The following is a 20,395-nucleotide window of genomic DNA, read 5'->3' on the forward strand; positions in this document are numbered from 1 at the left end:
ATGGTGGACCGTGTTCGGCGACGCCGATCTGAACGCGCTCGAAGCGCGCGTCGACGTGTCGAACCAGACGGTGAAGAAAGCCGTCGCCGACCTGCAACAGGCCCGCGCGATGGTCGACTATCAGCACGCCGGGTTCCTGCCGACGATCACGGCAGGCGCCGCGCAGAGCCGGGCGCGCGTGTCGCAGAACCGGCTCGGTTCGTCGCTCGCCGGCAAGACGACGCCCGACTACCAGGCGGGCGTGGCCGCGAGCTGGGAGCCCGACCTGTTCGGCCGCGTGCGCGACGCGGTAACGGGCGCCCAGGCGAACGCCGCCGCGAGCGCGGCCGACCTGCAGGCCGTGAAGCTGTCGGTCACGGCCGAACTCGCGACCGACTATTTCGCGCTGCGCTCGCTCGACACGCAGAAGCAGTTGCTCGACGACTCGGTACGCGCGTACGCCGACGCACTGACGCTGCTCGAGCAGCAACTCGCCGCCGGTGCGATCGACGCGTCGGCGGTGGCGCAAGCCGAGACCCAGCTCGAATCGACGCGCACGCAGGACACCGACATCGATGCGTCGCGTGCGCAGTTGCAGCACGCGATCGCGACGCTCGTCGGCGAGAGCGCATCGACGTTCGCGCTGCCGCCGCGCGTGCAGGCGTTCCACGTGCCGGCCATTCCGGCCGGCGTGCCGTCGCAACTGCTGGAGCGCCGACCCGACATCGCGGCGGCCGAGCGTCGCGTGGCGGCCGCGAACGCGCAGATCGGCGAAGCGCGCGCCGCGTTCTTCCCGGATCTCGTGCTGTCGGCGAGCGCCGGCCTCGAAAGTTCGTTCTTCGCGCCGTGGCTCGCCGCGCCGAGCCTGTTCTGGTCGCTCGGCCCGCAACTCGCCGGCACGCTGTTCGACGGCGGCCGCCGCAGCGCGTCGCTGCGCGGCGCGCATGCGCAATACGACGGCGCGGTCGCCGATTACCGGCAAACCGTGCTCGTCGCGTTCCAGCAGGTCGAGGATCAGTTGTCCGCGCTCGATGCACTCGCGTCCGAAGCCGGCAGCCAGCAGCGCGCGACCGACGCGGCCGACCTGTCACTGCGGCTGACGACGAATCGCTTCAACGCCGGCGCCGTCAGCTATCTGGACGTGGTGACCGCGCAGACGATCGCGCTGACGAACCGGCGCACCGCCGATCAGATCGACGCGCGCCGGATCGAGGCCGAAGTCGCGCTGCTGAAGGCGTTGGGCGGCGGCTGGCAGGCGAGCGCGAGCGCCGGGGCAGACGCGGAATCGAACACCGGCAAGAAGGACGCCGCGGCAACCGCGCGGCCCCAACCCGCCGCCGTCAAGCAACAGGCGGCCGGTTGAACGTGAGCACGAAACGCGTGCCGCGCGCGTCGCTTTCGACCTGCGCGGTGCCGCCGTGCAGTTCCATCACCGAGCGCACGATCGCGAGGCCGAGCCCGGCCGTGCCGCCCGGTACACCGCCGCTGCGCGCGGGATCGCCGCGCACGAAGCGGTCGAAGATCCGCGGCAGCAATGCAGGATCGATCGGCTCGCCCGGATTCTCGACGACGACGCGTACCGCATCCGGCGTTTCGTCGACGGCGAGCGTGATGACGCCGCCGGCCGGCGTGTAACGCAGCGCGTTCGCGAGCAGGTTGCCGACGGCGCGACGAAACAGCTCGACGTCGGCGGTCAGCTGCCCGTGCCCGTCGACGCGCAACGTCGAGCCCGCTTCGTCGGCGAGCCCTTCGAAATACTCCGCGATGCGCTCGAGTTCTTCGCGCACGTCGAACGCGCGCCGCCGCGTGACGAAACTCGGATGCTCGGCGCGCGCGAGAAACAGCACGTTCTCGATCATCCGCGCGAGACGGTCGTATTCCTCGAGATTCGATTCGAGCAGCGTCTGGTACTCGTCGACCGAACGCGGCCGCGCGAGCGCGACTTCGGTGGCGCCGCGCATGTTGTTCAGCGGCGTGCGCAGGTCGTGCGCGAGATCGGCGCTGAATTGCGACAGATGCGCGAACGCCTGCTGCAGGCGGCCGAGCATCGCGTTCTGCGCATCGACGAGCGCGCGCAGCTCGGGCGGCGCACGCGACGCGTCGAGCCGCGTGTCGAGCTTGTCGACCGTGATCCGGCCGGTGTCGTCGACGATCTCGCGCAGCGGCGCAAGCGCCTTGCGGATCAGCCAGTAGCCGAGCAGCAGCGCGAACAGCGCGCCGAGCCCGCCGGCGAGCTTGAGCCGGTCGCGGTAGCCGTCGAGCAGATCGGCGCGGTCGCGCATGTTGCGCGCGATCGCGATGCGGATCGGCGTGCGGTCGCCGAGCGCGGCCTCGATCACGACGCCGCGCATCGGCGTGCCGCCGTCGGCGGTCCACGTGACGAGCCGGTCGGCCGTGATCCGGTCGTTTGCGGGAACCGGCACCGCGTGCGGCGCGAACAGTTGCGCGTCGGCCAACGGAGTCGACGCGGCCGCCGGCGCCTCGTCGAGCGCGGCGAGCCGGACGTTGTGGCGCGCGAGCACGTCGCCTCCCGCATCGACGACGGCCATCGACAGCGCCTCGTTGCCCAGCACCTGGCTCGTCAGTCGCTCGGCGTGCGCACGCGCCGCGTCGAGCGACTCGAGCTCGCCCGCGAGCCGGCGCGTGTGGCGCGCGGCCAGCACGATGTCGAGATCGTCCTGCGTGTTCACCTGCCGCTCGAGGCCCGCATACACATACGCGCCGACGAGCGCGAACGCGGCCAGCGTGGTCGCGGCGAACGCGAGCGCGAGCGTCGCGGCGAGCGAGCGCGGGCGCGTCATGCGTCGTCCTTCGGTTCGAGCACGTAGCCGACGCCGCGCACGGTATGGATCAGCTTGACGGGAAACGCGTCGTCGATCTTCGCGCGCAGGCGCCGGATCGCGACCTCGACGACGTTGGTGTCGCTGTCGAAATTCATGTCCCATACGTACGACGCGATCTGCGTGCGGCTCAGCACCTCGCCCTGCCGGCGCGCGAGCAGTTGCAGCAGCGAGAATTCGCGCGGCGTCAGGTCGATCCGCGTGGCGCCGCGCTTCACGCGGCGGCGCACCACGTCGATTTCCAGATCGCCGACCGCCAGATGTTCGGTCTCGCGCGGCGGCCCGCGACGCGCGAGCGTGCGGATGCGAGCGAGCAGCTCGACGAACGCGAACGGCTTCACGAGGTAGTCGTCGGCGCCGAGTTCGAGGCCGTGCACGCGGTCCTGCACGTCGTCGCGCGCGGTCAGGAACAGCACCGGCGTCGTGTGCGTGTCGCGCAGCCGCTTGAGCACGGCCCAGCCGTCGAGCACGGGCAGCATCACGTCGAGCACGATCACGTCGTAACGCTCTTCCTGCGCGAGCGTCAGCCCTTCGCCGCCGTCCTTCGCGAGATCGACGCTGAAACCCGATTCCTCGAGCCCCTTCTTCAGGTACGCGCCCGTCTTCGGTTCGTCTTCGACTATCAGGATGCGCATGGCCGGCTCCGTCGCATTCGTGGGGACATCCGGCGATGTTACCCGGAAACGGCGACGCGGCATCGCTGCGTGCAAGCGCGAACGGCATGGATGACAAAACCGTAATCAGCCGGTCAGCCTGGCGTGCGGCTGCGGAGCCGCGCGGCGGATTCCCGTCCCGTCCGACCTGTGCGGGCAGTCCTGACGAGCCGCCGGCTGCGCAATCGCCATGCGGCCTTTCATGCGTCGGAAATTGCCATCGGCCAACACGACGAAGGAGTGAGGGCTGCGGCCACAGCATTCCCGCGGAGCAACCCGAAGCCCGCTAGAGTGCATGACTGGCATTTTTGGCCGAGGTTCGCCAGCACACCCCGGCCATGAGGCCGCTCTCAACGGACAAAAAAGAACGCACCTAATATTCCCGCCAATCCTCACTCTTCCGACCGAGCACCGCGCTTCCGTTGGCTGGGGAAAGCGCGCACTTTTGTCCGGGCGCCCAATTATACGCGCGACATGGTGACTCAAAGTCCGCACTTGGCACGCCCAGCATGAACCTTCAAGCAGCGCAAAAAAGGGACGCATTTAAGATGCAGATGTGCTCGACCGGCGACTCAGATATACGTTACCCACTCATTTCGCTGAGCAACCGGACCGGCTGCTCGCTATCCGCGGCGCTCCGGTATCCTATCGCGTCATTGTCCGTCAACGACAATCTCACTGAGCTGAAACGCGCCGGCGCGTCGTGCATCCGGTTGAAAAGCTCACCTCCCGACCGCTTCATGTCGCCGCTTGCGGCGAGTCCTTTCGGTTGTCGTGATACTGATGAAATAACACCGAGCACACCAGTGGCCACGTCGAATCGTATTCGGCGTGGCGAGCCATCGATGGCCTCGGGCGCATTCCCACTCAAGTCTGGTTGCGCTATTCACATAAGTCGCTGAGACGCACTTCCCACCACGCTCGAGCGCAATGTCTTTCATCAGATCAAGCCCAAGCCTGGACGCGTCGCGGCTACACACTGGGCACCAGTGCCCCCGAACAACTGCCCCAGGAGCAGCCTCCCAGCGATGCCCGTGTTCGCACTCCCATTTCAGGGGCGTCGCCGCGTTTCGGTATGTTTCGGACAAGCACCGACCGCCCAGCTGCGTCGCTCGCTGGCGCATGCGCTCGATCCCAAAGCGCATCGAGTCCCGCTGACACTCCGGGCACCAAGCACCACGAAAGATTCTCGCGCCTTGTGTTTCCCACTCGTGATCAGCACCACACCGGAACCTGTAGTAGGCTTTGCTGCCCTCGTAGACCTTCGAGAGACAAACCCCACCATGACTCTTCGCTCGTTCACGTAACCTTGCGAGGCCGTCCTTGTGACGATATGCGTGCACCTTCACTTGGTCCGAGCAAATGCGACACCATGCACCCCGCACGATCTCGGTACCGGAAGTCTCCCATTCGTGTCCAACAGCACACCGGAAACGATAGCGCTCTGTCAGTTTCGTGTAGCCGGTCGACAAACACTTGCCACCTCTCGCTTTTGCAGCGGCTCGCATGCGCGTCATCCCATCTGGATCGGCCATGCGCCTCGAATGTTGCGCCCTCGCGCAGAGCACGCACCAAGAGCCTTTTCGCAGATTCTCGGCAGTCTTCTCGAAAACGTGCCCTGCCTTACATACAAACTGGAGTGGTAATCCTCGGCCCGCGTACTGCTCCGAAAGACAGCGCCCGCCGGCCTGGCGCGCAAGTTGATGGATCTGACGAAGTACCTCGTCGACGCGACATGCCGGACACTGGACCATCGTATAGAACAGATAGGAGCCGCATCGGCTCGATTCGTGTCCCTTGCGACATCGAAATCGATACTGGGCGTGCCAACCTTTCCATTCCGATTCCAGCAACTTCAGTCCGTATGGATGAAGTGCCTCTCGCATTCGCTTCAACTGATCGAGTGACAACGTTGCTGCTCCGCAAAATTCCTTTCGTCGGCTTACCCGCGCAGAGAGGCCCAGAAGTCGACCACCTCCGACGTATGATTCTCACAAGTTACTCTCGTGAAATCGCGGCCACCCGCGCCATGCTCTGACCAGTCGCCGAGAGTTGCGAAATCCTATTTTTCAGATTGAGAAATAACCTCCCCAAAATCGAACCCTTTCAATTTATTTTGCTCCACAAGCTCTCTAAAACGCTCGGATACAAATACTGCAGCAGGGCTTTCTTTTAGGCGAAATATGTCAACCCCTTCGACACGACTTTTCAGAAGAAATATTTTATTAAAAACCGTCGCCTGAGGATAGACTTTGAATTTGGATGCATCCATATCGACAGCATTCTCTATCACCCGGGTTACATGAAATCCGAACATGTCTTTTATCGGGGCCTCGACCTGCAATATCTCCCCGCTGTCACGAAGTACCGGCGCCAATACATCCAGCACCCTCTCACTAAACACGAGAAACGGAGATAGCATCGTATGAACGTCGCTAGTCTTTTTTCTGCGCGAAGTGCCCCACGTAAGCGTAACGGGGTCATAATCTTGACCAAACCCTTGCCCGCATAGAGCGGTTGCTCGTATAGCTACGCTCTTGTCATACGCGATTTCACCGTCATCATCGACTTGAACGAGAGGCTGAAATGCTTCATCCTGCCTCAAACCGTAAACGTTACTCACGCACCGCCCCACATCCAAATTCCATAAATACCGAGAATCCATCAGCTATTATGGCGCGGTGCAACTCCTCGTGCATCCCGGCCTCACACGGCTCAAGAAAAAATGTCGGCGTGTTACTCTCAGAACCCACGACATCCAGACCGATACTATTTACCTTTCTGCACGGAACCAAAGGGTGCCCCATTCCGTCCGGCTTGACAACGCCCAATCAGAAAAACGGAGCGAACGACGTTGTTAGAGAACTGAACGCTGCCATTTGTCGTTAAAATTAAGAAACTCTTTTTTCTTCACCATCCATTTACCCGCCTTTTCCTTCATAGTGAATCGGGATATCGTCAACATTCCCAATGTCTGGCGAATGGTGAAAACCACCTCTCCGCCTGTAGATTCGACGCTATCTTCAACATCAGTTTCAGGATCGTATGTGGGCGGATCCGAACAACCCAAGTCAATCAAACGACCTTGGTTTGTTTTTTCTTGGAACGCCCATTTCTCTAAAATGGCAGAAAGAGCTTTCCGTGCACGGTCATCAATACCAGAAACATCGCCACCACTTTTCAGAGCACTATGCTTTTTCTCGTAAAAATTCCTTTCCCATTGATTCATCTCCAACATAAATGATCGCAATGCCGCTCGTGCTTGCTCAACATTATCATCCATCATCTTAAACCTTTAATTATTGAAGATACTACCCATAATCTTCTGCCCATTCTGGAATACGTCATAGATTATCTGCGTAGGCCGAGTGCCACCGTTACCGTAGACGAATTGGATGTCCACATCAGCCGAGCCAGCCCTCTTCACATAAGCTGCGACCCGTCCCTCGAAATCCCTGAACAAACCACGGTTGATGCCTGGCAACTGAGGGAAGACACCGTCCTTTCCACCACTCCCGCCGAGAAGTTTTCCTAGAATGTGGCCCGCATCGTCAGTCGGATACCCCAATAATCTCGCCCACGCTCGAGACGACGCATTCGTTGCGGTTCCGGTGCCGAGGTCCGCAGCCGTGATCGTCGCGGTTGCACGAAGTGGCTGACCGGCGGCCCCACGCGAAACAGCAGGTGTAACACACCATCCCCACGGATCAATCCATCCGGTTGGATTAGGCGCATACGCGTACAGATTGTCACCGCCCAACAAGCCGATCGGATCTTGGTTGATGAACCGCCCTACGTCCGGATCATAGTATCGAAACGTGTTGTAGTGGAGGCCAGTGCTGTCGTCGGCATATTGCCCAGCATAGCGCAACGGCTGATCGGTGCGCGCGGCCGTCACTTGCCGGCCGCCTGGTTCGACCTTACCCCAAGCCGCATATTGGCCGGCCCACGCTAGCTCCCCCGCCTCGTCGGTCACTTCGAGCGGCGCCCCCACGAGATCGGTATGGAAGTAGTAGATCCGCGCGGCACGCTTGGCCGTGTCGATTGCCGCTGCAGCCAACGCCTCTGCAAGTACCGCGTCGACGCGCGCCACTGGCGAGTAAGGTGCGTCTGGACTGTACACATAGCTGCTCACACCAGTCTCGCGGACTTCCTGAGCCAATCGCGCCCCCTCCCAAACAAACCGTTTCGTCTCGGACCGTTGCTTCGCGCCGCGCACATCGAAAGTGGTATCGGTTTTCGCGATGCGCCGACCGAGCGGATCGTAGGCAAAATGAGTTTCGACGACGCCACGCACGTCCTGCGTTCGGACGAGAATCAGCCGGTCCTGCCCGTCATACGTGAAGCGCTGCGTCCGGTTCGCCCCGCGAAACTTTGCCGCCAGATTGCCGAACGCGTCGTATTCAAAGCGCAGGTCCTGCCACATGCGCAGGCGATTGCCCTCGACGTACCCACGACTTCGCCGCTGCGCTTCGTCGAGCAGATTTCCAGCGGCGTCCCAAGCAAATTCCTCCAGCTGCCGGTCCATGGTGTTTGCGCGGCGAGTCAGTTGCCCAGCCGGATCGTAGTTGTACTGCGTGTCGCCGCGTAGGCTGTCGCTCATCTCGATCAACTCGCCGGCGGCATCGTATCCGTAGTTTCGCCACAACTGACCGCGCCCGCGTCCCAACGCTTCAGGTTGGAGGCCAGACGACTGCCAGACCTTACGACTGAGCGGATCATAGGCGGAGCGTTGAGTCAGCCGCCCCTGTGTACGCGTGATCTCGCGATGCAAGTCGTCACGCTCGAAGTCGCTCACCACCTGATCGCCGCAGCGGATCTGGTGCACGTGCCCAGAGCCGTAACGCAACATCTGCAGCGTCTGGTTGTGAGGCAACTCGAGCGCCATCACGTTATCGAGTGCATCGAGCGCATATTCGACCCTGCCATTCGCCCCATGCTCGGCAACCAGTCGACCGGCCTTGTCGTATTCGAAGTCCACAACGTCCGGCGAGATCCCAAGTGCTATGCCGGCTGACGTCGGCGTCCGCTCTACCCTCACTAACTGGTCGCCCTTGTTGTACTCGAAGCGCGTGACTTCGGTCGGCGAATATTGCACCTTCACATTTCCCATCCGGTCACGTTCCAATCGGATGGTTCGAATCGGACGATCTTGCGCCGAACCGCCGTCCGGCGCCCCAACAAAGTCTACAGCCAACAATTCACCAGCTTCCCCATACGCAAACCGCCGCTGCACGCCATCCGGACGTGTCTCGGTCAACAGGCGACCGCCTGCGCTATACGTGAATGTGTAATGGGCGTGGCCCTGTCGGAGCTCGCGAAGCCGTCCTTGTGCATCGTAGCGATAGCAAAGCCGCCTTCCGGCGGGATCGATCGTCTCGATTAGCTGCCCTCGAGTATTCCGCAGCAATTGCTGGACGTGTCCGCCACGGTCGACGTGCCTGACGATCAATCCTGCCGCATCGTGCTCAAATGTCTCCGCGCTTCCGTCTGGATACCTAATCTGGCGCGGCTCCCCGGTGGCGCGCAGATCATACGAGATGCGTTGCCCCAGTGCATTCTCGCGCGCGAGCGGCAGGCCGAACGCATCGAAAATCGTCCGCGTCGTTTTGCCGGAACAGTCCGTGTAGCGGACCAGCTCGCCGAGGCCGTTCCACTCCAGCGTCGAACGGCCGCCACGCGCGTCGACGTGCGCGATCGGCAGCGCGGTCAGCCCTTTGGGATATTCGTAGCGATTTTCCCGACCAAGCGGATCCTGACTCAACAGCAGCCGGCCCTGCGGATCGTATTCCGCGCGCCAGGCGCCGCCGTCAGCCCCGACAACCTCCACGGGCCGCATGCTGTTGCCGTCATAGCGAGTGCGAGTCGTACGGCCCAGCGGATCGGTCTCGGCGACGATCCGGCCTGCATCGTCATACTCGAACTCGACCGTGCGCTCACCCGGCAGCATCAGCATCACCGGCATGCCAGCGTCGTTGTATTTGATCCGGTAGAGTCCGCCGTCGAAGTCGGTGTACTCGACAATCTGAAACTGTGCGTCGAAGCGCCAGTGCGCGGTGCGGCCATCGGCGTATCGAACGCGGGTTTGACGGCCTTCGATGTCGTATTCGAGCGTCGCGTCCTCGCCTTCGCTGGTGCGTGTCGCGACTACCCGCGGCTTGCCTTCTATCGTCGACCACACGTACCTCGACGTGAAACCCAGTGCGTTCACATGACTCGCCATCAGGCCGTTGGTATATGCGAACTGGCGCACGACCGCCCCATTTGCGTCCGTCACCGACGCCAGCTGGCCGTTCTCATCGTATCCGTAAGCGACGGCCAGCCGGCGCTCATTGCCATGAACGAGCGTGACCCCGCTAAGCCGTCCGTGTTCCTGCTCGTAATCGAGCACGGCATTCAATCCGCCGCACGTCAGAATCTCGGTGACGCGGCCGCGGCTGTCGCGCTCGAACTGGCACCACTGCCCAGCCTGATCCTCGATGCGGCGCACCCATGCGATACGGCCGGAGTCCGGATCGTATCGGCCGAAGTCGTAATACGTCTCGCCAATGTCATGCAGGATGTAACGTCCATCCGGCGTACAGGTCAGATATTGCTGCTCGGCTTCGCTGAACGCAGCTTGCCCAGCCCTCAGCAGCGGAAACCCGCTCTCGCGTCCTTGTGTGTCAGTCAACCAGAGGCGGCCATCACGAGCATGCAGACGGCGCTCCCACGGCAGCACCCACCCGCGGCCGAGCGTTCCCGCATAGTCAATACTGCTTGAATAAAATCGTTCGACCGAAACCGGCATCGGGCTCGGGATCACGAAGTCGGTTTCCGATTCCGCCTGCAGGATCTTCCGGCCGGTCGTCACATCGACCGGGTTACCAAACATCCCGCCTATCGCCTTGTTGATCGCAGGGCCGGCGACGTAGCGCCCAAAGGCTTCTCCAAGAACAAACCCGCCGATGTACTTTGCGGCGCACGGTAGAACCGCGCGCGACAGGCCCCCAGCTGCCTTCAAGAGTCCGCCAAGCCCCCCGACCAGTCCCGCCAGCGCAAACGCCCAGTCGGTCGCGGTCCGTAACCAAGGCGGCACTTCGTCATCAACCGGTAGGTATGTCTGCGTGCCGCCGTGAAAGAACGTGTCGTGAGAACCGTCGCCGATCGTCGCGCCGCAGGTGATCTTGTCGTCCTTCCGCGCCGCGGGCCGCCCGTTGATGAAGATGTTCGTCGATCCTTGCGCGACAAGCGGAATGGGATTGTGCTTGCTGCATGCCACGCCGCTCAACGTCGCATAGGCCGCCGAGAGGGAGTTGACGTAGACGTCCGGCGAACCTGTAATGATGTTGCCGGATTGCGAGCTGAACATCTTGCCGATCGACTCTCCTATTGATAGGAGAGCCTGCGCGCCGATACCGGCCATCATGCCGGCCAGCAAGGCGACGCCGAATCCGCATGTGAATGTAGCGAAGGCGACTGCGGCGATCAGGGCAATGCCCAGCACGGCGCCGACCAGAAAGCCCGCGAGCGCGCTGGTGTGATCGATCGGGTCAGTGACTCGTGCGGCTTCGTACACGATGATTGTCCTTTGCTGTTGTTATGCCGACTCTTGTTCTGCCGGACGGTAGCCGTCGAGCCAGTTGCGCCACAATGCGTCGAGCGTTTCGCCGAAGCTCTTCGCGCTCGACGCGGTAAAGATCAGCACGCGTCCCGGGGCAACAATGAATGCGCCTTGCCGTTGAAAAACGGTCTTCGGGCCGTTCCGATAGGCAGCGTCGATGCGCTCCCCCGGCATTCCATCAGTTTCCGGTCCAAGCCGTTCAGCCTGACGCGAAAGCACCCGGTGTCCTTGCAACCGCGATTTGAGCAGCGCGATCTGACGATCGATATACGGCGCAAGGGTCTCTCCGTCCTTGAGCCAGTCGCGTGCGACACTCAGGTTCGGCTGCGCGGCCGTATCGGCCGGCACGAACAGGTTGGTTGTGCGATCCTCGAAACCGTTCGGCAGAACGATGCTGCCTTCGTGAATCCGGATACGGTTTTCGGAATCCGTCATGCTGGTTCTCTCGTGATGTGTAGTTGTTGGAATGAGTGGAAATCAGCGCCCACTCGCGCCACCACTCATTTTCCTTGCAGCGCGACGGCGCTTTCCCGGCGCAAGCGCATGCTGCCCGCGAGCAATACGACATGTGCGACGAGCCACGCGTAAATCGCAACGCCGTAGCCGGATATCGGCGTCGCATCTGCTTCATTGAAGTACCACTTCGTCGTGAACAGTGAACAGAGCGCACACGCGAGCGCAGCTGCCGAAAACTGGCTCGCACGCGTACATCGGTTCCGGGCGAGCTGGACGGCCGCAGCCACGTAGAGCGGATTGGCCAGCCATGCTGGATTGAGCATGAACAGTCCCAACCAACCCTGGGCGAGAACCGACAGCCCGTTGAGCGACGCTTCCTTTTCGAAATGCATCGCCGGCATCGTCAGCGAGAGGAGGTACAGCCCCCCGGATACGCCGAGGACCGTCTCCCGCCTGATACGCGGCGTCGAATCAAAAACGTTCATCATTTCCCGAATCCATTGCACGGCGCTTCCACCGTCACGCGTGCGTTCAATCCGTCTGGCCGGCCGGCGTCACGACCTTCTCGCCGCGCGCGCGCATCGCTGCACGTTGCGCCTTCGGATCGAGCGGCGGCCACGGCGCGCCGGCCGTGACGATCTTGCGACGAATCTCATCGATGCGCGCACGCGCCGGCGAATCCGTGGTCGTATGGTTCTTCAACTCGTTCTGCAGCACCCACCCGTACGACACGCCGAGCTGGCTGGCAATCTTCGGATCCGCGCCGTGCGAGAGGAGGTAGTCGACGACGTCCCACTGCTGAATCATCGTCGCCTCGAAGAGTGCCGTCTTTCCGAGCGAATCACGAGCATTCACGTTCGCCTTGTGCTCAACGAGCAGCTTGAGCTGGGGCAGCAGCCGGTTCTCTGCAACTGCAAAAATCATCGGCGTGTCGCCGTTGTATTGCCAGTTGGGATCGAGCCCGCTGTTCAACAACACGCGCAGGAGGTTGGGCGTATCGGCCCGCAATGCGACGTCGACTACCGATCCGCCGCTGGCACCGACCGGCGCCTTGGGATCTGCGCCGTTCTTCACGAGCACCGAAATGATCTGGTAGCGCGGATTGGACGCGTCGTTCTTGACCGGGACGATTTCCTGCACTGCATACGACAGCAGCGTCGTATTCTTCGCGCCCGGCGCATTCAGATCGGTCTTAGGCGCAAGCTGCTGAACGCGAGTGAGATCGCCGTCATGAATGGCCTGAGCCAACGTGAGTTGCTGCCCCGAAAAGAAATCTTCCGGTGCGTAACGCTTGAAGCCAGTCATGTTCGTCCCTTGGGCTTGAGTGGGCCACCAGAGCGGCGAGGACACTCCAACGAGTGCGGCAATCGCGCCGGCGGTTATCGCTTTTTTGTATCGCATCAGTGAGATGAATTCAGTTGGGAGACCAGGTCGAGTTGATCCTTCGCGACCTGCTGGTTGATCCCGTTCGTCACGTCACCCATCAGGTGACGGCCGACCGTGGTCACGCTCTCACCATCGAGCGTGACGGGGCTACCAACAGCCTTGGGCATCAGCGCCGCCGTACCGTCGCTGATCGGCCCGAGTCGGCCTTCCTGCAGGCCGGTCAGGATATCGCCGTCGACGCGGTAGGCCGTGATGTTGGCCGGCTGGGCGGTCCCGCCGTATTGTGCGACGGTCTCCGGATTGAGGCCGGCAGCATTGAAGGTCACCGCCGAGCCTCCGCTAGCCTCGGCTGCAGCGGACGCCAGCCCGCCGCCGAGCGAATGCCCGGTGAAATCGACGCCGGCCGACGCGCCCGTGGTCTCGATATTCTTGCCGATCGTGACCGCATTGCGGTAATACGGCGCATCGGCGCCGAGCCCTTGCGCCATGTTGTTGCTCATGTCTTCGCCGAAGAGTTGCTGGGTTCCCTTGAACGCGACCGTCGGCTTCATGCTGTCGCCGAAGACATTCGGATCCGGGATATACATCTGCGACCCGAAGTTGCTACCGCTTTTCTCGAAGTCGCTCGGCTTGAGCCCGAAAGCCTTCAACGCTTCCGGATCGTTGGTCGCCATCTTCCACCCGGTCGGCGGCGGATCGTTCGGGTGATACACGTGATCCGCGAGTTTCGCCAGTTGCTGCGCCTTCAGCGAGCTCGCCAGCTTGGCCGCCGCGGCGCGCGTCGCCGGATCGGGGCTCGCCAATCCCTTCGCGATCGTCGCCTGCTCTGCCGCCCACTCGAGCGCGAGCGCCTGTTCCGCGGATTGCGCACTACCGCGATTCAAATGGATGACCGGCCCGTCGAGATAAATGCCGTTCGCGTTGATGACGATCGTTGACGGACCGAAGGTCAGCTTGATGCTGTCCGGCGTCATCGTCACGACGCCATCGCCGACACGATGCTCGATGCCGTCGCTCGCCTGATGGCTTTGCATGCCAGGCCCGGCCTTGCTTGCGATGGCCTTCGTATTGATCACGTTCGCCGTGGTGTCGCGCGTCAGCGCGATGGTTTCCTTCAATCCGCCCTGCGCGATCTGCTTCGTCTCGCTGCCCTTGAGCAGCGACACCGTGCGCCCGCCGGCTTCGACCGTGTGCGTTTCCGAATCCTTGATGACCGTGTTCATGTCCTTCTGCGCGTGCAGATAGACCTCTTGCGCGCCGTTCACGTCGGAGAACCGCAGTTCGTTCGAACCGGCGCCCTTGTGCGTCTGGCTCTTGATCCCCATTGTCTGCCCGGCAGCCCCGTGATAAGGATTGCCTTGCTCGCCGTTGTAGACGCGGCCCACGATGACCGGATTGTCGGGGTCCCCTTGATTAAACGCGACCAAGACCTCCTGATTGATCCGTGGGATGGCGGCCGCCCCCCACCCGTCGCCCGCCCAAGGTTGGGACACGCGGATCCACATCGAATCCGATCCGTCCAACTTGCCGCGGCGATCCCACAGGAAGTGCACCTTCACGGCACTGCCGTTCGTGTGAATTTCTTCGCCCTTTGGGCCGACCACGATTGCCGACTGAGTGCCGTGAATGACGGGCTTTGGTGTATGCCTGGGTGAACGATACGGAAACTTCTTCGGGAGCAGGGAAAATGTATTGCGGTACGGCAGTTTCGCGTTGTGTTCCGTGTAATCGTTCACAGCCTCATGACGAACGTGCAGGACTGCGTATTCCTGATTGTTGACCATGACTGGATGGTTGGTCACGGTCACACTGCCTGCAGCGGTCATCCGCCACGCATAGCCGCTGCCCGTATACCGATGCGCGCTCGCTTCTTCTGCTTGCATCGCGATGCGTGCATAACGGTCGCCGTCATCGCCGTGGTCGAACAACGACTGGTGTTCGAAACGCTCCGTTGTCTCAAGCCCCGCATGCCGGAGATTCTCCGGCTCGGCCTGCGCCAGCATCAGCGGCGACGACGGGTTCTGGTGATTGAAGTCGCGAAAAGCGATCTTTCCCACGCCGAAACGCCGGCCTTCATGCAACTGGTCAATACCGTTGTCTTCACTCGCTGCGGTGGCGGCATACGGCAAACTGGCCAACCCGTCGATCGGGCGGAAAACGAAATTCGTATCGCCGATGACAAGGAAGTGCTTTTCCTTCTCGTAGCGGTGCGTCCAGATCAGGCCTTCCTGCTCCATCAGACGCGCACAGAAGTTGTAATAGGACTCCTGGTACATCACGATGTATTCGAGCGGCTTCTGCGCGGTCCGGATGTCGAATTCGAAATCGGTGAACCCGTGATCCTGGAAAATCTCGGTGAGGATGTCCTGAGCGGTCTTGTTTTGGAAAATCCGGCAGTCGGTCGAGCGCGTCAAAAACCAGAACCACGGCGCCACCGTCATTTGATATTGCGTCACCTTGCCCGGGTTACCCGCCCGGTCGAACGACGTGACGTAGCCGTCGAAGTAACGGATGCTGTCGGCCCCGCCTGATGAGACGATGCGCTCAAGCGTGGACTGCCGCGCGCTCTGGTCGAATCGAATCTTGATCGGTTGCCCGATCAGCTGATCGGGCACCAGGTCATGCTGGTGTGACAGCAAATCGAGGTGAATCTCTGGCAACCGATTGACATGTTCATCGATGACCGCGGTGCTGACCAGCAGCACGTCCGGACCGAGCGGCGAGTCGATGGTCACGTATCGATTTAGCTGAGTCAGTCGAGCAACGCCGCCAGCCGCATTGTTGAGCGCGTCCGCAATTGCGGCCGGCGTTTTGTTCATCAGCGAAAAACCGGTCTGCGCCAGCTGAACCGCGCGTTGCACGGTGTCGATATGACTTGCGACGCCGGCGAGCGGGCCAATCTGTCCTGCCACCGTGGATGCGACCGGCCCGGCAAGGCCGCCAAGCGCGCTCAGCGAGCCCAACAGATTTCCGCCGGAACCGGCCGGAATACCGCCATTCGGGGCGAAACTCATTTGAATTCCCTTTATTTTCGTCTCAGGTTCTGTCCCCAATTGACTCACCAGCTTGAGGCCCCGCTACTGTAGGACAAAACGTTTGCCAGCGAAAGATACCTGAAATTCCTTTGCAATTTCCCTGCCGATACCTTTTCCACCCGCTAATCAAATAAGCGGTTGGGAACCGGCGCGGGGTTCACCGCGTCGCAGTACCGCACCGGTCTCTGCCGAGACCAATACGATTTGCACGAAGCTGGTGACTGGAACGTACGGGGAAAATAGTCGATCCATCACGCGCCCCAGTCCGGCGAGACTGAATTGGACGAAACGCTGCTCGTCGATCACGAGCCGGACCTCCAATCCTTGGACGAACGCTGAAGCCGGCTTGCCCGGCATCCAGCGCCGCACCCGTTCAGTCGAGAGCGACACGAGCGCGTCGAATCGCTGGCCGGCGTCGGGCGCGGACATGCCGAAGCGGGTGCACAAGCGCTTGAACTCATTGAGGCCTTCGGCGTTCAGCCGCGCTGCCTGCGGAACCAGCCACGACAGCAATTCCCACAGGTCGCCGCGGCGAAGAATCGGCGCGGGACTTGCACTGGGCTGAGCCAATAACTCGATCTGGTCACCCGAGTCCCCATCGCGCACGGCCAACTGGCGCTCGCGCATGTCCGCCAGGTTGCCATTTGTGCAAGACAGCACGATGTCGAGCTGGCGCTGCGCGGCCGGATCAACGGGCTCGCCGCGAGCGTTCACAAGCGCGAGTTCCAAGCCACGCAATCCGTCTGCGCGCGCTCCAGTTGCTTGTCCACGCAGCGCTTCCTGTCCCGGCTTGCCGGGCTCGGAAGGCGGCTTCGGCGCGCGCCGGGCTTCGTCCCGCAAAACGATCCAATATGGGCCTGGCGCTGCGCCAAGCGCGTGCTGCAAGGATTCGAAGGGCGGCAGAAGCGCGGCACCCTGGACGGTCGTGATACGGACCTGATCAACTGACCAGATCTCGCTCGTGGCTGCGGTCTTCAACGAAAACGGTTTCAGCGCATAGTACGCTTGCCCAGCCTTCGTTTCGATTGGCTCCGCATTGCTCGAGAACAAGTTGACTACTGGTGTGCAAAACAGCCGGAGATTGTCGGCCGACGCTGCAATCAGTCGTTGGGCGCGACGTGAGTCAGGGTGGACGCCTGCAAGGGCCAAATGCAACGTGATCCGGCGCGCGCCAACCGCCAACCGTTTCAACCGCGCCAAATTCAGGTCGAGGTTGTCAAATCGAGCGGGAAACGCGCCGTACTCCATCAGGAGATGAAACGGAGCAATCGCATTGTCACGCGGTGGCGCAAGCAGCGCGTCGGCATCGTCGAAACCTGCGGCCGCCAGCGGCATGTCCACCCGACGCCAGCGGCCGTTGCCGTCGAATTCAACGAAGGCCCGTGTGGCGTGCATCAGCACGCCGTCGGCGAGCGCAGCCACCACCTCCCTCTCCCCCGCCAAATGTAGCCGCAGCATATCTGGAGCGATAGCGAACTGGGCTGACGGTGCCGTAAGGTCAAGGGTGAAAGACAAAATCCCCGTGGTGTCGGCCGGCAGTGCGGTTTGCATCGGCGCGACGGTCGACGTCGCGTAACGGACACCGGAGACAGTCAACGGCACCAACGTGACGTCGGCGGCGGTGCGGAACACCAGGCGGCTATTCGGCGCCACCAGTTGCGTGCCGCGTGGAACAATCCGCGGCTCGGTCTGCTTGCTGTCTCGATCCACGCGGAATTGGGCCATCGCACAAGATGGAAATGGCCGTAGGAACGCTCCGTGAATCGTGTCAATCAACGCGTGCGTAAACTCCGGCACCTCATCTTCAAGTCGTATGTCGTGGCGAGCGCACATCAACGCGAACGATTGCAGCAGCCGTTCGACGTGTGGGTCATCCGAGTGCTCACCGGACATCGCAAGACGAGCCGCGATTTTGGGGTAAAGCTCGGCGAATGTGCGCGTCGAGCGGCGCAGCAGACCCAACTCACGCTCAAAATGCGGTAGAAGATCCTCGGGTTCGATGGCCATACGCGTTTCAGATGGTCACGCCGATCTGTCAATCGGTACCGTGCTCATGGGTAGACGCAGCGATTCTAACCGGGCGTCGCGCACGCTTATCTCGAATTTATCGAGTCGCGAGCGAATCAATCATAGCGTTTGAAATACGCAGACGATGAGGCATGCCGTAAAACGAGGGCCGCCACTATGGCCCTCGTGACAGCCCTCTGGGCTTCGGGAGGTTCGGTTCCCATCGCCAAGCGAGCAAAGGCTTAGAGCACGCTCCCGAAACTTCCCGGCATCGTAGCAGAGCACGTTCGTTCGTCGAGAACGTTTAACGTGTGTGATTCATAGACATCGTTTCAACTAAAATGAAGCGATGGACCGAGAGACCGCCGCGCGATTACGTTGGGTGCGCATGTATCACGAGACCGGCAATGCCGGCCTCGTGTGCGCACGGTGTGGCATATCTCGGCCGACACTTCGCAAATGGCTACGTCGCTATCAGGAAGCTGGCGAAGCAGGTCTCCAGTCTCAAAGCCGTCGTCCACTGCGCAGCCCAAACCGGAAGGTCTCCGAGGCTGATCGGGCGACGGTCCTCCGATTACGTGCTGAGCGCAAAGGCGCACGGCGGATCCAGAATGAACTGCGACTGCACGAGCAACGAGAGCTATCCCTCGCGACCATTCACAAGATCTTGAGCGAGGCGGGTGTAAAACCGTTGGTTCGATCCAGGCGACCGACGCAGCCGAAACGCTATAGCCGGCCGGTGCCTGGAGACCGCGTCCAGATGGACACGATGAAAATCGCTCGAGGTGCGTACCAGTACACGGCGATCGACGACTGTTCGCGATTCCGGGTACTGGCGATCTACCCACGCAGGAATGCCCGAAATACGCTGCTTTTTCTTGATCGCGTCATTGAGGAGATGCCGTTCCCGATTCAGCGTATCCAGACCGACCGAGGCGGTGAGTTCTTCGCCGAGTCAGTGCAGCGGCGCTTGATGAGCGAGTGCATCAAATTCCGACCGATTCCGCCCCGTTCGCCACACCTCAACGGCAAGGTCGAGCGTTCACAGCTCACCGACCTCAACGAATTCTGGTCGGATCATCCACCGACCGGGGATGCGATCGACCAACGAAATTGAGGAGTGGCAGTTCGACTATAACTGGCGGCGCCCGCACGGCTCACTTGGCGGCAAAACGCCCATCGATCGTATCGCGGAGTTAAGCGAAATTACGCCTCTCGCGGAGGAGGTGGAAAGTGCCTACGACGAAACGAAAGAACGAATTCGCCACCGTGAATGGCGCGTCGACAAGACCCTCGCCGAACATCACCGGCGCGTGGTGGAGCTCGCGTCTCCTAACGGAGCCTCGAGCTCCACCACGGAACGAAAAAGGCGCACCAAGAAGTGAAACGATGTCCGTGAATCGCACACTTTTATCGTATTCGCCCATCCGCGCGTGTTTAAGCACCTCGGAACTTCGGACGGGAAGTCACGCCTTACGGCCCCGGCGCTCCAGTTCGATCCTGGTACGCTCCAATTCTCGCGCGAACGTGGCCTCATCCGGGACGACCGTCTGATACTCCGCTGCGAGTATCTTATTCGGTAAGTTGTCGAGTGCATAATGCGCCTCGGCCGCGCCTTTTTCAGCACACAGAATCAAGCCAACCGGGGGTTTTCGCCGGGCTTCATCCAATGTTCACGCGCGTAGTTGAGATATAGATGCATCTGCCCCGCGTCCGCATAGCTGAAGCGGCCGACCTTCAGATCGATAATGAGCAGGCATCGCAAGCGCCGGTGAAAAAACACGAGGTCGACGCGAAACCAGGTGTCATCAATCCTTAGACGCCGCTGCCGACCTATGAACGCAAAGTCATCGCCGAGCTCGAGGAGGAAATCTGCCAAGTGCTGGATCAAAGCCGCTTCGAGATCCGACTCCGAATATTCGTCCTTCATGTCAAGAAATTCGAGGACAAACGGATCGCGGATCGCTTCCTCAGGCGATAGAAGATCGCGGGGTTGCGCTACAGCCGCCTTTCCCAGCAAGGACGCCTTGTTGCGTGACAGCACCAGCCGCTCATAGAGCTGACTGCCGATCTGACGGTCAAGCTGCCGCACAGACCAGCCCTCACGCAGCGCTTCTGCCTCGTAAAAGTCGCGAGCAGCTTGCGCTTTCACCGCGAGGAGGCGAACGTAGGCGGACCAGGGCAACGGAAAAGCCTGAGCGATAGCATTCAGCTCAAACGTCACGCCCGGCGGCGCCTTTACCGCCGCCTTGGTTGATTTTGCAGACGCTGTCGGGACAATCCGGGCGGGCGTGGATTGTGCAGACAGTGTCTGCACAATCCGGTCCGCAGGCCACGTCAGGCCCGCATCTGTGCGAGATTGCGCCATCCGAAGCCGCGACCGAATCGCTCTGACAGATCGGCGCCCAAACGGCGGATCACCGCTTCGCCATAAGC

General features: G+C 61.5%; 11 protein-coding genes and 2 pseudogenes. 2 read left to right on the forward strand and 11 right to left on the reverse strand.

Going from position 1 to position 20,395, the window contains the following annotated elements; all coding sequences use genetic code 11:
- A partial coding sequence (locus H3O04_RS22210) for an efflux transporter outer membrane subunit (RefSeq protein WP_202588455.1) occupies positions 1–1,342 on the forward strand: 1,342 nt, incomplete at its 5' end.
- Here H3O04_RS22210 and H3O04_RS22215 read toward each other — a convergent pair.
- From H3O04_RS22215 to tssF, 10 genes are all read right to left on the reverse strand, one after another.
- Positions 1,320–2,780 (reverse strand): heavy metal sensor histidine kinase, encoded by a 1,461-nt coding sequence (locus H3O04_RS22215; protein ID WP_011545699.1) that lies wholly within the window; start codon positions 2,778–2,780, stop codon positions 1,320–1,322. The two genes, H3O04_RS22210 and H3O04_RS22215, sit on opposite strands and share 23 nt — an antisense overlap.
- Positions 2,777–3,454, reverse strand: a complete 678-nt coding sequence (locus H3O04_RS22220; RefSeq protein ID WP_011545700.1) for a heavy metal response regulator transcription factor — start codon at positions 3,452–3,454, stop codon at positions 2,777–2,779. Before H3O04_RS22220 ends, H3O04_RS22215 begins: the two co-directional genes overlap by 4 nt.
- Positions 3,455–5,534: 2,080 nt before the next feature.
- On the reverse strand, positions 5,535–6,095 hold the full coding sequence (locus H3O04_RS22225; protein WP_334031758.1) for an imm11 family protein: 561 nt from the start codon (positions 6,093–6,095) through the stop codon (positions 5,535–5,537).
- A 234-nt stretch (positions 6,096–6,329) separates the two neighbouring features.
- On the reverse strand, positions 6,330–6,755 hold the full coding sequence (locus H3O04_RS22230) for an NTF2 fold immunity protein (protein WP_202588457.1): 426 nt from the start codon (positions 6,753–6,755) through the stop codon (positions 6,330–6,332).
- A 12-nt stretch (positions 6,756–6,767) separates the two neighbouring features.
- The gene (locus tag H3O04_RS22235) at positions 6,768–11,030 is read right to left on the reverse strand and encodes an RHS repeat-associated core domain-containing protein (protein ID WP_202588458.1); all 4,263 of its coding nucleotides are present in this window, start codon (positions 11,028–11,030) and stop codon (positions 6,768–6,770) included.
- Between the two features lie 21 nt (positions 11,031–11,051).
- Positions 11,052–11,510, reverse strand: a complete 459-nt coding sequence (locus tag H3O04_RS22240) for a DUF1795 domain-containing protein (RefSeq protein WP_006482386.1) — start codon at positions 11,508–11,510, stop codon at positions 11,052–11,054.
- 65 nt (positions 11,511–11,575) lie between these two features.
- A complete protein-coding gene (locus tag H3O04_RS22245; RefSeq protein ID WP_202588459.1) occupies positions 11,576–12,019 on the reverse strand; it encodes a hypothetical protein in 444 nt (147 codons plus the stop codon).
- Between the two features lie 43 nt (positions 12,020–12,062).
- Complete coding sequence (locus H3O04_RS22250) at positions 12,063–12,932, reverse strand: ankyrin repeat domain-containing protein (protein WP_062911768.1); 870 nt, start codon at positions 12,930–12,932, stop codon at positions 12,063–12,065.
- Positions 12,932–15,931 (reverse strand): type VI secretion system Vgr family protein, encoded by a 3,000-nt coding sequence (locus tag H3O04_RS22255; protein WP_202588460.1) that lies wholly within the window; start codon positions 15,929–15,931, stop codon positions 12,932–12,934. Before H3O04_RS22255 ends, H3O04_RS22250 begins: the two co-directional genes overlap by 1 nt.
- 147 nt (positions 15,932–16,078) lie before the next feature.
- The gene (gene tssF, locus H3O04_RS22260; protein ID WP_202588461.1) at positions 16,079–17,959 is read right to left on the reverse strand and encodes a type VI secretion system baseplate subunit TssF; all 1,881 of its coding nucleotides are present in this window, start codon (positions 17,957–17,959) and stop codon (positions 16,079–16,081) included.
- A 349-nt stretch (positions 17,960–18,308) separates the two neighbouring features.
- On the opposite strand from tssF, the pseudogene H3O04_RS22265 reads away from it, so the two are divergent.
- Positions 18,309–19,344, forward strand: a pseudogene (locus tag H3O04_RS22265) (IS481 family transposase).
- Between the two features lie 81 nt (positions 19,345–19,425).
- Here the strand turns inward: H3O04_RS22265 and H3O04_RS22270 are convergent.
- Positions 19,426–20,395, reverse strand: a pseudogene (locus H3O04_RS22270) (PDDEXK nuclease domain-containing protein); the annotation flags it as partial.

It is taken from the genome of Burkholderia sp. KCJ3K979 (genome assembly GCF_016759955.1).
Taxonomy (GTDB): domain Bacteria; phylum Pseudomonadota; class Gammaproteobacteria; order Burkholderiales; family Burkholderiaceae; genus Burkholderia; species Burkholderia orbicola.

Bases quoted from the DNA above. Each gene is read 5' to 3' on its own strand.
- H3O04_RS22230 (WP_202588457.1), bottom strand. From the start codon at position 6,755: ATGGATGATAATGTTGAGCAAGCACGAGCGGCATTGCGATCATTTATG.
- H3O04_RS22220 (WP_011545700.1), bottom strand. From the start codon at position 3,454: ATGCGCATCCTGATAGTCGAAGACGAACCGAAGACGGGCGCGTACCTG.
- H3O04_RS22215 (WP_011545699.1), bottom strand. From the start codon at position 2,780: ATGACGCGCCCGCGCTCGCTCGCCGCGACGCTCGCGCTCGCGTTCGCC.
- H3O04_RS22250 (WP_062911768.1), bottom strand. From the start codon at position 12,932: ATGCGATACAAAAAAGCGATAACCGCCGGCGCGATTGCCGCACTCGTT.
- H3O04_RS22255 (WP_202588460.1), bottom strand. From the start codon at position 15,931: ATGAGTTTCGCCCCGAATGGCGGTATTCCGGCCGGTTCCGGCGGAAAT.
- H3O04_RS22240 (WP_006482386.1), bottom strand. From the start codon at position 11,510: ATGACGGATTCCGAAAACCGTATCCGGATTCACGAAGGCAGCATCGTT.
- tssF (WP_202588461.1), bottom strand. From the start codon at position 17,959: ATGGCCATCGAACCCGAGGATCTTCTACCGCATTTTGAGCGTGAGTTG.
- H3O04_RS22245 (WP_202588459.1), bottom strand. From the start codon at position 12,019: ATGATGAACGTTTTTGATTCGACGCCGCGTATCAGGCGGGAGACGGTC.